The organism is Streptococcus sp. HMSC034B03, from assembly GCF_001838575.1.
Taxonomy (GTDB): Bacteria; Bacillota; Bacilli; order Lactobacillales; family Streptococcaceae; genus Streptococcus; species Streptococcus anginosus.
Genome location: NZ_KV837637.1, coordinates 59,928 through 74,083, shown reverse-complemented (window position 1 = coordinate 74,083; position 14,156 = coordinate 59,928). Strand labels below are relative to the sequence as shown.

Here is a 14,156-nt window from a genome sequence, read left to right as displayed (position 1 = left end):
AGGAAAATGGTAGTGAGGATGAATAAAAAAGAATTATTTGATGCTCTTGATGAATTTTCTCAAAATCTGCTTGTGACTTTGGCAGAAGTAGAGGCAATTAAGAAAAATCTGAAAGGCGTAGTAGAAGAAAACGTAGCGCTTCGTTTGGAAAACGATAAATTACGAGAGCGATTGGGCCAAGTGGAGCATACAACAACACCAAAAACAAAAAGAAATCGCGATAATCTGCGTAAATTATACGAAGACGGTTTTCATGTCTGTACGGATTTTTATGGTCAACGCCGTGAAAATGATGCAGAATGCATGTTTTGTGACGAGTTGCTGTTTAGGGAGTAAGCATGCAGATTCAAAAAAGTTTTAAAGGTCAGTCTCCTTATGGGAAGCTCTATCTGGTGGCTACTCCGATTGGGAATATGGACGATATGAGCATCCGTATGGTGAATACTCTGAAAGAAGTCGATTTCATTGCAGCAGAAGATACCAGAAATACTGGTTTGTTGCTCAAGCATTTTGGTATTACTACGAAGCAGATTAGCTTTCACGAGCATAATGCCAAAGAAAAAATTCCTGATTTGATTCGTTTGCTGAAAAATGGTCAGGATATTGCGCAGGTTTCGGATGCCGGCTTGCCTAGCATTTCGGACCCAGGGCATGATTTAGTCAAGGCTGCTATTGATGAGGAAATCGCAGTAGTGACTGTGCCTGGTCCCAGCGCAGGCATTTCAGCTTTGATAGCTAGTGGCTTAGCTCCACAACCTCATATTTTTTATGGATTTTTGCCACGCAAGGCTGGTCAGCAAAAAGAGTTTTTTTCTAATAAAAAAGCCTATCCAGAGACACAGATTTTTTACGAATCTCCTCATCGGGTCAAAGCCACTTTAGAAAATATGCTCAGTATCTATGGGGATCGTTCTGTAGTACTAGTACGGGAATTAACTAAGATTTATGAAGAATACCAGCGCGGCTTGATTTCAGAAGTGATAGAGTCTATTTCGGAAAATCCGCTCAAGGGCGAATGTTTGCTGATTGTAGAAGGAGCGAGCGAAGAAGTTGTTGAACAGTCAGAAGCGGATTTGTTGGCAGAGGTTGATCTTCTAGTAGCAGCAGGAGCAAAGAAAAATCAAGCTATCAAAGAAGTAGCGAAAAAATACGGCTGGAATAAGAATGAATTATATGCTCGTTATCATGAGCAAGTCAGTGAGTAAAAATGACTTTTTATAAACAAATTTATATTTCCCCTTTAGGAGAAATGTCTTTGGTTGCTGATGAGACAGGGCTTGTTGGAGCTTGGTTTTTCAAGCAGAAATATTTTGAGCGTGGTTTAGAGAAAGCCACGATGCCAGTAGAAAATGATATTCTGAAAAGAACTCGTCTTTTGCTAGATGATTATTTTAGCGGAAAGTATCCAGACTTTTCGAGTCTTGTTTTGGCTCCTGTTGGGACGGATTTTCAACAACGGGTCTGGACTTATCTGCAAACTATTCCTTATGGGAGAACGGTCACGTATGGTCAGATAGCAAAGGAGTTAGATATTCACTCGGCGCAGGCTGTTGGTGGCGCTGTGGGTAGAAATCCCTTTTCTATCATCGTTCCCTGTCATCGAGTGCTGGGAAGTCAAGGGCAATTAACCGGTTATGCTGGGGGATTAGACAAGAAAATGTGGTTGCTGAAGCATGAAGGCGTAGAGCTTAGCGAGAAAGCTTTAGATAAATGATACAAATGGAGAAAATGATATGTTACGATTTATTGAATATCCAAAATGTTCGACCTGTCGCAAAGCCAAGGCTGAATTAAGCCAGTTGGGTTTGGACTTTGAAGCAGTAGATATTGTCAAGGAAACACCGAGTAAAGAGGAAATTCTAACTTGGATGAAAAATTCTAATTTAAACATCAAATCTTTCTTCAACACTAGCGGACTCAAATATCGTGAGCTAGGTTTGAAAGATAAACTATCAGGATTATCAGAGGAGGAAGCCGCAGAGCTTCTAGCAACAGACGGCATGCTTATCAAGCGTCCAATCTTAGAAAAAGATGGAAAAATCCTACAAATAGGCTATCGCACAGAGTATGCGATATTAGATTTGTAAATAAAAAAGAAGTGAGGCAACAATTGCGATTTTAAAGAAATCCATTTTGTCGTCTCACTTCTTTTTAAGCTCTCTATTTTGGTATAATTGGTATCCGTGTTATAATGTTTTTATATCCTGAGAAAATCTCTTCAAACCTTGTTAGCTTGGGAGTGAGATAGAACTAAAATTTGAAAATGTTAATCATCGCTCTTTTGATTTAATCATCCGATACAACATATTCCGTCAGATATTTTGTATAGTCTCACCTTGCAAGGTTGCTAAACAGTCTGTGAGACTGTTTGATTTTCATTGAATATTAGTAAAAAACGAAAAGAGAAAAAATGGTTTTATCAAAAAAATGTGCGCGAAAGGTAATTGAGGAAATCATTGCCCTATTTCCAGATGCAAAACCTAGCTTGAATTTTACCAATCATTTTGAATTGTTAGTCGCAGTCATGCTGTCGGCTCAAACAACCGATGCAGCAGTCAACACAGTCACACCAGCCCTTTTTAAAGCCTATCCAACTCCACAGGAAATGGCGGCGGCTTCAGAAAGCGAGATTGCCAAGTATATTGCTCGTCTGGGGCTTTATCGCAATAAGGCTAAGTTTTTGAAAAAATGTGCTCAGCAATTGCTGGATAGCTTTGACGGTCAGGTACCTCATACACGACAGGAATTGGAAAGTCTTGCGGGTGTGGGGCGTAAAACAGCGAATGTGGTCATGAGTGTTGGATTTGGTATTCCTGCTTTTGCAGTGGATACCCATGTGGAGCGAATCTGCAAACACCATGATATTGTCAAAAAGTCAGCTACCCCGCTTGAAGTTGAACAACGAGTGATGGAAGTTTTACCAAAAAGTGAATGGTTGCCTGCGCATCAGGCTATGATTTGCTTTGGACGCGAAATTTGCCATCCTAGAAATCCTAAATGCGATCAATATCCGCAGTTGTACTATTTTGATTGAAAAAAAAGAGGAGAAACCTCTTTTTTTATAACTCAATTTCCAATACAATTGGTGTGTGGTCTTGCCTTGTACCTGAGTCAATCATTTCTGACTTGGTTACTTTATCTGCAATTCGATTGCTGGTCAGCCAGTAATCAATTCTCCAGCCACTGTTATTGATTTTGCTGGTCTTGCTGCGTTGTGCCCACCAGCTATAAACATTTGGAATATCGCCGTGAATGTAACGGAAAGTATCAGTAAAACCACGATTTAACAGATTGGTAAATCCGGATCGTTCTTCATCTGTAAATCCAGGTGAGCGACGGTTGCTAGAAGGATGAGCGAGGTCAATCTCATTGTGGGCTACATTGTAGTCTCCTGTTGCAAGGACAGGTTTTTCTTTGTCTAAAGTTGTTAGATAGTCAGCATATTTTTGATCCCACACTTGGCGTTCTACTAGGCGTTTAAGTCCATCACCGGCATTTGGCGTATAAACTTGTGTAACGAAAAAATTGTCAAATTCCAACGTAATGATGCGCCCCTCGGCATCCATAGTAGAAGGTGCACCAATTTCTGGGAAGGTTATTTTTGGAGATAGATTCTCTTTGTATAAAAACATAGTTCCGGCATAACCTTTACGTGCAGGTTCTATAGAAGAGCGCCATGTAGTTTCATAATGTGGGAATAATTCATCCAAAACTTTTAGATGTTTTTTAGTTGGTCCGTTAGCAGATAATTTAGTTTCCTGAATGGCGATAATATCAGCGTCTAATCCTACTAAAGTCTGTAAAACAGCTTGTGACAATTGCGCGCGTGCAGAATCGCTGGTCAAAGCCGCGTTGAGAGAGTCAATATTCCAAGAAATGAGTTTCATATAGATACCTTTTCTAGATTTATTTTTTCTATTGTATCAAAAAATGACTGGCTAAGCGAGTTTGAGGTTGTAAAAAGGATAGTAAGGTGTATAATATTAGTCAAAGGGGATAAAATGGGTGAATTATTATTACTATTATTATTATTGAAAGTCGTCTTATTCATATTCTTTCTTTGGTACCTTATTAAGTTACTTCGTTTGAGGGGAAAACAAACATCTTCTGAGCCATTTTGGGTACCGAAGAAAATTGGTGTTGGAGTTGGGGTCAATCCAAGGAATACAGCTGGTTTTTGGGTAAGTCTGGCTGTGACACTTTCGGTCCTGATTGTTCTTTCTGCCTTGATAGTCTCTTTCTTTTTGTAGAAATCATTTGAAGGTGTAGAACCTTCTTTTTTATTTAGAAAGTTAAGTAAATATCTATTGTATTTTTTAAAAATAAAGCGTATAATTCTATTTAGGAGAATATCTAAATAGAAGATGGAAGTGATGAAGATGTCAAAAAAGAGTAGTATCTTCGCCTTTATTGTTTCTTGCGCTAGCTATTTTACAAAAGGAAAGGAAGAGTAAACATGAGTTTTACTAATACCTTCAAGGCCCTATCTCATCCTGTGAGACGAGAGATTTTAGATTTGTTAAAAATGGGCAAGATGTCTGCTGGGGAAATAGCAGACCAGTTTGAATTGACAGGAGCTACCATTTCGCATCACCTCAATGTCTTGAAGCAGGCGGATTTGGTTGTGGAAACACGGGAGAAAAACTTTATTTACTATGAACTCAATACGTCTGTGTTGGAGGATATGATGGTGTGGTTGGCAGACTTGAAGGAAAGTAAAAGAGATGAAAATGAATAAAAAAATATTAGGACTAACAACTGTTATGATTCTGTTGCCTGTGCTTGTGGGTTGTTTCTTTTGGGATCGGCTACCAGAAACGATGGCAACGCATTTTGATTTTTCGAATCAAGTAAATGGATTCAGTAGTCGATGGGTAACAGTTTTTGGTATTCCTAGTTTTCTGCTGCTTATACATTGGTTTTGTTTATTTGTGACTAGCAAGGATCCTAAATCTAAGAATATTAGCTTGAAAATGTGGCATCTGGTTTATTGAATTATTCCTTTGACATCTTGTTTAGTCATGACAGTTATTTACTCGCAAGCCTTGGGTTATGCAGTTAATCATGCTCTGATGAATGGTAAGTTTTTAGGAGTTCTATTTATTGCTATTGGGAATTACATGCCAAAAACTCGTTGCAATTATACGGTTGGTATACGTTTCCCATGGACTTTGGATAATGATGATAATTGGATAAAGACACATCGTCTGGCTGGTAAAATTTGGGTGATTGGTGGTATTATCATTTTCTTTAATGGTTTCGTTCAGATTGCAGTTACGTTCGTACTTGTTTTTGCTCTAATCATTATGATTGTAGTGCCAATGATTTATTCTTACTGGTTATCTAAAAGGATACACTGATTCATTGCTAGATTGGATTTGAAAAGAAAACCCCTTATTTCAGATGTTTATGATGCGACTTGTACGACACAGTTGCTGTTTAGCTTGAAACTTTTTTAGTCTAATTATCGTTGTGGGAGCGGGACGACAAAATTGAACTCTTTGAGTGACTGATTTTTGTCTCGCTCCTATTATCTTGTTAAAATACGATTTCTAGAAATATTGAAAAATATTGAAAAATTTTCTATAATAGGCCGAGAAAATAGAGGGAGAAAAAATGAAATTTTATTCTTATGATTATGTTTTGAGTCAAATCAGCCAGCAAAACTGGGTGACGATTGGACTTTCTATTTTGTTGTTACTTGTGACAGGTTTTTTTGCTTTTAAGGCCTATCGAAATAAGCGCGATTCTAAATTTCGTGAATTGGCGATTATCTCCATTTTGTCTTTGATTGCTATCGTTCTGATTGGGATTAGTACTTTTCAGACCAATCAAGCCTCTAATAACCAGTTCCAAACCTCTCTTCATTTTATTGAAGTTATTTCAAAAGATTTGGGAGTAGATAAGTCAGAGGTTTATGTCAACACTTCAGCTGCGACGGATGGAGCGATTTTAAAAGTTGGAAAAGATTTTTATCGAGCTATGAGTGGCAGTGAGCCAGATAAGTATTTACTGGAAAAAATTAAATTGCATAAGACAACAGATATCAAATTAGTGGAGGTTAAAAAATGACATTGAATTTTCTTGAAATCCTGATTAAACTAGCGTTGGGACTGTTTTCACTCGTGTTTGTTATCAATGTGACAGGAAAAGGAAATCTGGCACCTAATTCCGCGATCGACCAGATTCAAAATTATGTTCTAGGTGGTATTATTGGTGGGGTGATTTACAATAGTTCTATTAACATTATCCAGTATGCGATCATCCTCATTATGTGGACGATTTTGGTCTTGACTCTAAAATGGCTCAATAACAATATTCGGACAGTCAAGCATTTGATGGATGGTAAACCGACTACCCTGATTCAGCACGGGAAGTTGAGCCCTGAAGCCTGCCGCTCCGTTGGCCTTTCAGCGGCTGATGTGGCTCTGAAGTTGCGTAGCCAAGGAATTTTTCAACTAAAGCAAGTTAAACGAGCAGTCATGGAACAAAACGGTCAGCTTATTGTCGTACAGGCAGGTGAGGAAAATCCGAAATACCCCATTATCACAGACGGTGTTGTCCAGATTGATATTTTAGATTCTATTGACAAAACAGAAGAATGGTTAATCGAGAGGCTCGCTAAGGAAGGCTATACTGATATTTCTAATATCTTCATCGCAGAATATGAAAGTGGTAACTTGAGCGTTGTGACGTATTAAGAGTATTTTCCTTTTTGAATAGATAAAAGCAAAAAATAGAAAAGGAGATCTTGCTAGGAATCTTGCAGAGAAATCAAGATAAAGGAGCTGTGAAGCTTATTTGAAATAAAAAGGTGAAAAATGAAGCTGCTGTTGAAATTATAGTTAAAAGACAGATAGCATTAAAGATAGCAAAGGAATATTAAAAAATCTTTTTCTAAAATGGTACAAATATAAAAAATAAAGCTCTATCTGACTAGTCCATCCAGATAGAGCTTTTGCTTTTGAGTAAATCAGAATTTTTGTTTGTAATTCTATTCTTGTAAGAACTGTCAACAAAAATCCTTACTGTCAGATAGGACAGTAAGACAATTAAATCAGGGTTAGAATATTGCTGTTAGCACAGTAATAAGCCCAAAGACAATACCTGGAGCGTTTGCGGCAGCGAGTGGCAAATCACGCTCTTTTTTAAATAAACCATAATAAACCCAAAGGCTACAGTTAATTGCAGCTACCAGAGGTTGGATAAAGTTTCCCTTATGTCCAGCTAAATTGTCCATAATTTGTGGGATATAAGATACATACATCATAACAGACATGAATGTCGCCACCCAACCTATCATTTTCATTCGTTTTTCGTTCATTTCCATAACTCCTCATAAAACGTAGTGTAGAGAACGAAAACTCATTTATAACATACTAAGTTCATATAAAACAAGCCTCATTCAATATTATTATTTTATACTAAGCATAAGATTTAAGCAAGAATAATATACTAATGATTATGAGTACAACGTGACTCAACTCTATTTTTCATTTAAAAAGCTGTGTAATATGTTATAATAAAGTGTTATCAAAAAAGGTTTCATTCGCCTTGAAAGGAAAAACTATGACTGAAAAGAATTTTTATATTACAACACCAATCTACTATCCAAGCGGCAAGTTGCATATCGGATCAGCCTATACGACTATTGCTTGTGACGTCCTTGCTCGTTACAAGCGTCTTATGGGTTATGATGTCTTTTACTTAACTGGTCTGGACGAGCATGGGCAAAAGGTTCAACAGAAAGCAGAAGAAGCGGGTATAACTCCTCAGAAATATGTGGACGGGATGGCGAAAGGAGTTAAGGAACTCTGGCAACTGCTGGACATTTCTTATGATAAATTCATCCGCACAACAGATGATTATCATGAAAAAGTAGTAGCAGATGTTTTTGAACGTCTTCTGGCGCAAGATGATATTTACTTGGGTGAGTATTCAGGCTGGTACTCTGTTTCTGACGAAGAATTTTTCACTGAAAGTCAGTTAGCAGAAGTTTTTCGTGATGAATCTGGCAAGGTTATCGGAGGAATTGCCCCATCAGGTCACGAAGTTGAATGGGTGTCAGAAGAATCTTACTTCTTGCGTTTGGGTAAGTACGCTGACCGTTTGGTAGAATTTTTCCATGCACATCCAGACTTTATTCAGCCTGATGGTCGTATGAATGAAATTATCAAGAACTTTATTGAGCCCGGTTTGGAAGATTTAGCAGTTTCGCGTACCTCATTTACGTGGGGCGTTAAAGTACCTTCAAATCCTAAGCATGTGGTTTACGTATGGATTGATGCCCTTCTCAACTATGCAACAGCTCTTGGTTATGCTCAAGATGACCATGCCAACTTTGATAAGTTCTGGAATGGTACAGTCTTCCACATGGTTGGGAAAGACATTCTGCGCTTCCACTCTATTTATTGGCCAATCATGCTCATGATGCTGGATATGAAATTGCCAGATCGCTTGATTGCCCACGGTTGGTTTGTCATGAAGGACGGTAAGATGTCTAAATCTAAGGGCAATGTCGTCTACCCAGAAATGCTGGTGGAACGCTTTGGGCTGGATCCGCTTCGTTATTACCTCATGCGTAGCCTTCCAGTTGGTTCTGACGGCACTTTCACGCCAGAAGACTACGTGGGTCGTATCAATTATGAGCTGGCAAATGACCTTGGAAATCTCCTCAACCGTACGGTTGCTATGATTAACAAGTATTTTGACGGTCAAGTGCCGATTTATAAAGAGAATGTGACAGAATTTGATGCGGACTTGGCAGCAGTGGTAGCAGAAAATATCGCAATCTACCACAAACAGATGGATGCCGTGGACTATCCACGAGCCTTGGAAGCAGTGTGGAATATCATTTCTCGTACTAACAAGTATATTGACGAAACAGCACCTTGGGTGTTGGCTAAAGATGAAGCCAAACGTGATGAATTAGCGGCAGTTATGGCACATTTGGTAGCTAGTCTACGTGTGGTAGCTCATCTTATTCAACCGTTCATGATGACGACATCAAATGCTATCATGGAGCAACTTGGTTTAGGTACAGATTTTGACCTTGAAAATCTAGATTTGGCAGAACTGCCAACAGGCTTGACTGTTGTTGCTAAAGGTACACCTATCTTCCCACGTCTAGATATGGAAGAAGAAATTGCTTATATCAAGGAGCAAATGGAAGCCAATAAGCCAGCCATTGAAAAGGAATGGGAGCCAGAAGAAGTAGAACTCAAACTCAACCGCAAGGAAATCAAGTTTGACGATTTTGACAAAGTAGAAATCCGTGTCGCAGAGGTTAAAGAAGTTTCTAAAGTGGAAGGGAGTGATAAATTACTCCAATTCCGCTTGGATGCTGGAGATGCAGAAAATCGTCAAATCCTCTCTGGGATCGCCAAATTCTATCCAAATGAGCAAGAATTGGTTGGCAAGAAAGTCCAAATCGTAGCGAACCTCAAACCACGCAAGATGATGGGACGTATCAGCCAAGGCATGATCCTCTCAGCAGAATATGGTGATCAACTAACTCTGCTCACGGTAGATCAAAATGTACCAAATGGTAGTTTGATTGGGTGAGTCCACAGGAAGATTAGAATTAAAAATGAGGCTGAGACAATAATGTCTCAGCCTCGCTTTGTTTATCGTTCCGGTCAATGGAATAAAAGAAATTGGTAGTCTATACCTACATCAACGGCTTATCTAAGAATTGTTTCCCCACGTCTGAGGGTCGGATAATGTTCCTAAAAAGTAGTTCACTTCGTTCGAGGGTCGGGCAAGATGGAAAAATGGTTCACTCTGTCTGAGGCTCGGACGACCTATTTGAGTAGTAGTTAAAAAAAGGAGTGAGACAGGACTCCCTTTTGTAGTATAAAACATGATGATGCACTATTCATCTTTATTTAAAAACGAAAACCTCTCCGCCAGACTAGTCCAGCTTTCTCGTACATCGGTCATAAAGGCCATTGGACTAGGTGTTTTAAAATCATCAATCCAGGCTTGGTAACGGATAGAGATGAGCAGGCGTGTTAGGCGGCTGAGCATTTCTTTTTCTTGCTCGGTAAGGGCTTGGGCATTTTGGACGATAGTCAGCAATTTCTTGATACTGTTGGGTTGGAAAAATTCATCAATGGACGTAATTTGAGCGTCTAAAATGAGGCCGAAAAAGACATCAAAAAAATCTTTAAGTTCGTCATCGGGAACCGTCTCCACCCATTCTTTGAGAGTTTTGTCTGTCTGAATGCTGTCTGGGTTGAGCGTGTCAAGTAAGACAAAGTGCTCATTTTCGATTTGCCAAGAGAAGGTATCGTGCTGGGCAATACCACCGATAGCCACACTCTTTACAATGTGCGCTTGCTTAGGTGTTTCTAGCATCATCCCGACAATAGAGCCTTGCGGAATGTAGCGTTTGATTTTTGGAGCCATTTCCTGATAGCCGTCTGTTTCAATTACTGTATGATTCAAGCCCGGAGCGTCAAAGCTATAGATTTGAGAAATTCTTGCTTGTAAAGCAGGCTCTACTTGGCTGCCAGCGTAAGTCGCTAAATTGCCACCTTTGGAATGTCCTGTCAATATAAAAGTGGCTTTTGGAAATGCCTGCATGACTTTTTGGACATAATGGACAGCTGTTCGTTGTGCAGGGACATGCTCCATATAAGTCATGTGAAAATCTTCTTTCCAACCGATAATGGAATCATCTGTTCCGCGAAAAGTGATAACATAGGTGTTTAAGCTGATTTTATAAGTCATAGCAGCAAATTGTTTTTGCACATCAAGATCAATATCATTTACATAACCCAAGAGTTTGATGTTCTTATAGCGCTTCACCTTAGCGGCTTGTTCCAAAAGTGCCAAGCGGTGTTTGGTATTCATCATGGAAATTTCTTGGGTCATGTATTGTGGTATATCAACTAAGCGATGGGCTTGTTGTAAGGTCAAACTATCTGTAACAATGTCATCAAAGTTCAGATAGGTCATTTCAGTCAAAAGCAGAATATCTAGCTCTGTAAAAGGCTGATTGTAGATACTGTCGTATTGTACATCTTCTAAATAGTTAAAAATATTTCCCATAAAGGTTCTCTTTTCTGAAAATCTATTGTTAGTATAGCATATTTTCCCAAGTCTTTGTTATAATAGAAAAAGAAAATAGAAAAGAGGGATAGCATGCACAAGATATTATTAGTAGAAGACGATGCTGTCATTCGCCAACAAGTCAAAAAAATGCTGGAGCAATGGGGATTTGAAGTGGTTTCAGTAGAGGATTTCATGCAGGTTTTGACGATTTTTGTCAAGGAAGAGCCGCATCTAGTGCTAATGGACATCGGTTTACCTCTCTTTAATGGATACCACTGGTGTCAAGAAATTCGCAAGATTTCTAAAGTGCCCATTATGTTTTTGTCATCAAGAGACCAAGCAATGGATATCGTTATGGCAATCAATATGGGTGGTGATGACTTTGTCACAAAACCGTTTGATAACAATGTTCTCCTCGCTAAAGTGCAAGGGCTGTTGCGGCGGTCTTACGAGTTTGGTACGGATCAAAGTCTGCTAGAGTATCATGGTGTGATTCTCAACCTAAAATCTATGGATATGATGTATGAGGGAGAAGTGATTACACTGACAAAAAATGAATTTCAGATTTTACGCGTGCTGTTTGAGCATTCTGGTAGCATTGTTGCGCGTGATGATTTGATGAAAGAGCTCTGGAATAGTGATTTCTTTATTGATGACAATACCTTGTCAGTTAATGTGGCACGGTTGCGGAAAAAATTAGAAGAAGCAGGGCTCAAAAATTTCATTGAAACAAAGAAAGGTATAGGCTACGGATTGACCAATGGATCATCAGAATAAGCGTTTGTTTCTTAGCTATTATTTTCGCTCGCGCCAGTTTTTATTTTTACTATTACTTATTTTTTATACACTATTATTTTCCTTTTGTTATCTTTTTGAAGATGAACGAGCAGTCTTACAGTATGTCTTATTGATTTTATTGCTGATTAGTCTGGCGGGTTTCCTGTTGGATATCGTAAAGCAGTACCAAAATTTTCGTCATCTTGTCTTTTATGGGGAAGGTCAGGCACAAACTCCTTTAGAAGCATTGCTCTTCTCCAAAATCGAAACTTTAGAAAAGGACAAAAAAGAGCTGCAATTACAACATCAAGAAAAGCAGAGTGATTTACTGGATTATTACACACTTTGGGTGCATCAGATTAAGACACCGATTGCTGCGAGCAAGCTCTTGGTGCAGGATTTACAAGAGCAGACGCTCAAAAATCAATTGGAGCAGGAGTTGTTTAAGATCGACTCTTATACCAACTTAGTCTTGCAATATTTGCGGTTGGAAAGTTTTCATGATGATTTAGTCGTGAAAAAAGAAAATATAGAAGACTTGGTCAAAGATGTTGTCAAAAAGTATGCAATTTTCTTTATTCAGCAAGGATTGAGTCTAAATTTGCATAATTTGAATCACACCATTATCACAGATAAAAAGTGGTTTCTTGTTATTTTAGAGCAAGTGCTTTCTAATAGTCTTAAATATACGAAGCAAGGAGGCATTGAGATTTTCTTTAAGGAAGATACCTTGTATATGAAGGATACTGGTTTGGGGATTCAAGATGCCGATCTTCTGCGCGTGTTTGAGCGAGGCTTTTCTGGCTACAACGGGCGCCTAACGCATCAGTCATCAGGATTGGGGCTCTATTTATCTAAGAAAATTGCGGATGAACTGGGGCATGAATTGCATTTGCAGTCGGTGGTCGGAGAAGGCACAACCGTTATGATTACTTTTAAAGAAAAGAAATTATTGTTTGAATAAATGTAATCTTACAAAATTGTAAGGTTCGCCTCTAAAAATGAAAGGTTATGTTATGGTAGCAGCCTTTCTTTTTTTGTATCATAAGATTAGAAAATGAATGATGTTTCATAGAGGAGGCAGTTATGAAAACAAAAGGATTGAACGCTTTTCAGCTCAAGCTCTTAATGGCTGTTTTAATGGTCTTTGATCACCTTGAAAAAATACCAGGCTTACTGTCAGGTGAATGGGCGAGCATTTTTCATGCTTTAACACGCTGTGTAGCAGTTTGGTTTGCTTTTGCAGCAGTGGAAGGTTTTCGATATACACGGAGCCGCTTGCTTTATAATGTACGTCTCTTTTTCTGGTCAGCTATCATGTTTGCTGGAAATACGATTCTCAATTTGCTGTTTCAGTCTAAAGGAGTTCAGATATATAATAATATTTTCTTAACTTTGGCTTGCGGTGTACTTGTCCTCAATATCTTTTTTGGCATAAAACAAACAAGCAATCCAGTTGATATTAAACGCCAGCCCATTCGCTTTATCTTAGGAATTGTTGTTTGCTTGCTTGCTGGTTTTGTGACAGAAGGTGGCATGGTCATTATTCCATTTATGTTGATCACCTATACTTGTAGAGAAAAGAGAAATCTCCGCAATCTTCTGTATGGTATTTTAGCGGTTGTCCTATTTTGTATGAGTATTCAGATTTACCCGACATGGAGCGATACGCTGTTAATGATGTTTTATAATTCCGATTGGCTTTTTATCACAGTACTGCCTTTCATTTCACTCTATAATGGCGAACGCGGTCCTGTGACCAAGTGGAGCAAGTATTTCTTTTATATCTTTTATCCAGCTCACTTATGGTTGATTACTTGCATTGCTTACCTCGTTCAAAAATGAGTAAATCATAGTCTTGCAGCGAGCAATTCGCTGCAAAGTAGTATCAAAAAAGGAGAACAAGATGAAATATGGTAAAATTTTATTGAAACAAGACAGGCAATTGCTTCAGCCAAACGTAAAAGATATTGAAAAAGCACAATTTGGCTATGAAGTGAGTCAATCAGCGCAACAGTTATATTTTAGATTTTAAAAAAGGAGAAAATGATGACACTATTAGATGTACAACATGTGAAGAAAATTTACAAAACCCGCTTTCAAGGCAACCAAGTAGAAGCACTGAAAGACATTCATTTTACGGTGGACAAAGGTGATTATGTCGCTATCATGGGTGAGTCGGGGTCTGGGAAATCCACTCTGCTCAATATTCTTGCCATGCTAGACAAGCCAACCGAAGGACGTGTCTTTCTTAATGGCACCGACACCGCGACAATCAAAAACAGTCAGGCTTCGAGCTTCCGTCGGGAAAAATTAGGTTT

At 38.7% G+C, this 14,156-nt stretch carries 18 protein-coding genes and 1 pseudogene; 16 read left to right on the top strand and 3 right to left on the bottom strand.

Annotated features, from left to right (window positions below; translation table 11 throughout):
* The first annotated feature begins 18 nt into the window (after positions 1 to 18).
* From yabA to nth, 5 genes are all read left to right on the top strand, one after another.
* A complete protein-coding gene (yabA, locus tag HMPREF2634_RS08230; RefSeq protein WP_003025601.1) occupies positions 19 to 336 on the top strand; it encodes a DNA replication initiation control protein YabA in 318 nt (105 codons plus the stop codon).
* A 2-nt stretch (positions 337 to 338) separates the two neighbouring features.
* The gene (gene rsmI / locus HMPREF2634_RS08225) at positions 339 to 1,205 is read left to right on the top strand and encodes a 16S rRNA (cytidine(1402)-2'-O)-methyltransferase (protein WP_021001405.1); all 867 of its coding nucleotides are present in this window, start codon (positions 339 to 341) and stop codon (positions 1,203 to 1,205) included.
* 2 nt (positions 1,206 to 1,207) lie between these two features.
* Positions 1,208 to 1,714 (top strand): methylated-DNA--[protein]-cysteine S-methyltransferase, encoded by a 507-nt coding sequence (locus HMPREF2634_RS08220; protein WP_021001406.1) that lies wholly within the window; start codon positions 1,208 to 1,210, stop codon positions 1,712 to 1,714.
* Positions 1,715 to 1,733: 19 nt separating this feature from the next.
* On the top strand, positions 1,734 to 2,087 hold the full coding sequence (locus HMPREF2634_RS08215; protein WP_021001407.1) for an arsenate reductase family protein: 354 nt from the start codon (positions 1,734 to 1,736) through the stop codon (positions 2,085 to 2,087).
* A gap of 323 nt (positions 2,088 to 2,410) precedes the next feature.
* Positions 2,411 to 3,034, top strand: coding sequence for an endonuclease III (gene nth, locus HMPREF2634_RS08210; RefSeq protein ID WP_021001408.1), 624 nt, complete (start codon positions 2,411 to 2,413; stop codon positions 3,032 to 3,034).
* 25 nt (positions 3,035 to 3,059) lie between these two features.
* Here the strand turns inward: nth and HMPREF2634_RS08205 are convergent, their stop codons facing one another.
* Positions 3,060 to 3,887 carry an exodeoxyribonuclease III gene (locus tag HMPREF2634_RS08205; RefSeq protein WP_021001409.1) on the bottom strand — a complete coding sequence of 276 codons (828 nt, stop codon included), beginning with the start codon at positions 3,885 to 3,887 and terminating at the stop codon, positions 3,060 to 3,062.
* Positions 3,888 to 4,001: 114 nt separating this feature from the next.
* Between HMPREF2634_RS08205 and HMPREF2634_RS08200 the strand changes: the two genes are divergently transcribed.
* From HMPREF2634_RS08200 to HMPREF2634_RS08180, 5 genes and pseudogenes are all read left to right on the top strand, one after another.
* Positions 4,002 to 4,250 (top strand): hypothetical protein, encoded by a 249-nt coding sequence (locus HMPREF2634_RS08200; protein WP_021001410.1) that lies wholly within the window; start codon positions 4,002 to 4,004, stop codon positions 4,248 to 4,250.
* Positions 4,251 to 4,456: 206 nt separating this feature from the next.
* Positions 4,457 to 4,738: an autorepressor SdpR family transcription factor gene (locus tag HMPREF2634_RS08195; protein WP_003025585.1), complete on the top strand. Its 282-nt coding sequence runs from the start codon at positions 4,457 to 4,459 to the stop codon at positions 4,736 to 4,738.
* Positions 4,725 to 5,360, top strand: a pseudogene (locus tag HMPREF2634_RS08190) (SdpI family protein). Before HMPREF2634_RS08195 ends, HMPREF2634_RS08190 begins: the two are co-directional and overlap by 14 nt.
* A 256-nt stretch (positions 5,361 to 5,616) precedes the next feature.
* Positions 5,617 to 6,072, top strand: coding sequence for a DUF3290 family protein (locus HMPREF2634_RS08185; RefSeq protein ID WP_003031485.1), 456 nt, complete (start codon positions 5,617 to 5,619; stop codon positions 6,070 to 6,072).
* Positions 6,069 to 6,701 (top strand): DUF421 domain-containing protein, encoded by a 633-nt coding sequence (locus HMPREF2634_RS08180; RefSeq protein WP_003031480.1) that lies wholly within the window; start codon positions 6,069 to 6,071, stop codon positions 6,699 to 6,701. The genes HMPREF2634_RS08185 and HMPREF2634_RS08180 overlap by 4 nt, the downstream gene beginning before the upstream one ends.
* Before the next feature lie 362 nt (positions 6,702 to 7,063).
* On the opposite strand, the gene HMPREF2634_RS08175 is transcribed toward HMPREF2634_RS08180, so the two are convergent.
* Positions 7,064 to 7,324, bottom strand: a complete 261-nt coding sequence (locus HMPREF2634_RS08175; RefSeq protein WP_021001411.1) for a SemiSWEET family transporter — start codon at positions 7,322 to 7,324, stop codon at positions 7,064 to 7,066.
* 245 nt (positions 7,325 to 7,569) lie between these two features.
* On the opposite strand from HMPREF2634_RS08175, the gene metG reads away from it, so the two are divergent.
* On the top strand, positions 7,570 to 9,564 hold the full coding sequence (metG, locus tag HMPREF2634_RS08170) for a methionine--tRNA ligase (protein ID WP_021001412.1): 1,995 nt from the start codon (positions 7,570 to 7,572) through the stop codon (positions 9,562 to 9,564).
* Between the two features lie 309 nt (positions 9,565 to 9,873).
* Here metG and HMPREF2634_RS08165 read toward each other — a convergent pair whose 3' ends face one another.
* The gene (locus tag HMPREF2634_RS08165) at positions 9,874 to 11,055 is read right to left on the bottom strand and encodes a DUF2974 domain-containing protein (protein WP_021001413.1); all 1,182 of its coding nucleotides are present in this window, start codon (positions 11,053 to 11,055) and stop codon (positions 9,874 to 9,876) included.
* Positions 11,056 to 11,148: 93 nt separating this feature from the next.
* Between HMPREF2634_RS08165 and HMPREF2634_RS08160 the strand changes: the two genes are divergently transcribed.
* The 5 genes from HMPREF2634_RS08160 to HMPREF2634_RS08145 form a co-directional block, all read left to right on the top strand.
* Positions 11,149 to 11,835: a response regulator transcription factor gene (locus tag HMPREF2634_RS08160; protein ID WP_021001414.1), complete on the top strand. Its 687-nt coding sequence runs from the start codon at positions 11,149 to 11,151 to the stop codon at positions 11,833 to 11,835.
* A complete protein-coding gene (locus tag HMPREF2634_RS08155; protein WP_021001415.1) occupies positions 11,819 to 12,799 on the top strand; it encodes a sensor histidine kinase in 981 nt (326 codons plus the stop codon). Before HMPREF2634_RS08160 ends, HMPREF2634_RS08155 begins: the two co-directional genes overlap by 17 nt.
* Positions 12,800 to 12,921: 122 nt before the next feature.
* On the top strand, positions 12,922 to 13,680 hold the full coding sequence (locus tag HMPREF2634_RS08150) for a TraX family protein (RefSeq protein WP_021001416.1): 759 nt from the start codon (positions 12,922 to 12,924) through the stop codon (positions 13,678 to 13,680).
* Positions 13,681 to 13,741: 61 nt separating this feature from the next.
* On the top strand, positions 13,742 to 13,870 hold the full coding sequence (locus HMPREF2634_RS10280) for a hypothetical protein (protein WP_003031478.1): 129 nt from the start codon (positions 13,742 to 13,744) through the stop codon (positions 13,868 to 13,870).
* 14 nt (positions 13,871 to 13,884) lie between these two features.
* Positions 13,885 to 14,156 (top strand): ATP-binding cassette domain-containing protein (locus HMPREF2634_RS08145; protein WP_142350304.1); only part of this gene is annotated, 272 nt, incomplete at its 3' end.